Raw genomic sequence first — 777 nt, 5'->3', positions numbered from 1 at the left:
GCCCAGCGCTACTTCATCCAGGCACTGGCGCTGGCCGACGAGGCCGGGGATCGCAGCCTCGCGGCGAGCATTCTCGACGCGATGAGCCACCAGGCGACCTACCTCGGCCGGTTCCGCGAGGCAGCGAATCTCGCCCGGGCCGCGCAACTGGGGACGAGCTCACTCGGCATCCCCGTGCTCAGCGCGCACTTCAGCGTGATGGAGGCACGGGCGCTCGCCAGGCTCGGCGACGCAACGGGGTGCGACGCGGCGCTCGGCCGAGCCACCTCGCAGTTCGAGCGCCACTCCCCTGGGGACGGTCCGGAGTGGATCCAGTACTTCGACGAGGCGGAGCTTGCTGCGGAACTCGGCCACTGCCATCGCGACCTCGGGCGCCCGTCCGATGCTGCGCACTGGGCGTCACAGGCCGTGGAGGGAGCCAGCGGTGAGTACGTCCGCAGCGACTTCTTCGCGACGATGGTCCTCGCCCACGCCCAGCTCGACGGCGGCGAGGTCGAGGCCGGCTGCGCGACCGCGCTGACCGCGCTCGACCTCGGCGAGGACCTGCAGTCCACGCGGTGCGCGAGCTACGTCGACGAGCTCCGGCAGCGTCTGCCCCGCTTCCGCGGGTCTCGCGTCGTGCGGGACTTCGACGAGCAGGCTCGTTCCCGCCGGCTCTGGGGTCAGTAGGCCGACCAGTCCTTGCGGCTCGCTCCGGTCCTGAGGGCAGCGATCCGCTTGGCCGCCTCCGCCGCCGATTTCTCCGACTCGGCGGCCTGCCGGCTCAGCCACGCCGGC

General features: G+C 72.3%; 1 protein-coding gene. It reads left to right on the top strand.

Annotated features, from left to right (window positions below):
• Nucleotides 1–669: NsdA family TPR-like regulatory protein (locus PKE99_RS38060; protein WP_498371922.1), on the top strand; the 669-nt coding region annotated here is incomplete at its 5' end.
• Between the last annotated feature and the right edge of the window lie 108 nt (nucleotides 670–777).

It is taken from the genome of Pseudonocardia halophobica (assembly GCF_027922425.1).
Classification (GTDB): domain Bacteria; phylum Actinomycetota; class Actinomycetes; order Mycobacteriales; family Pseudonocardiaceae; genus Pseudonocardia; species Pseudonocardia halophobica.
This window is presented reverse-complemented; position numbering and strand designations above follow the sequence as displayed.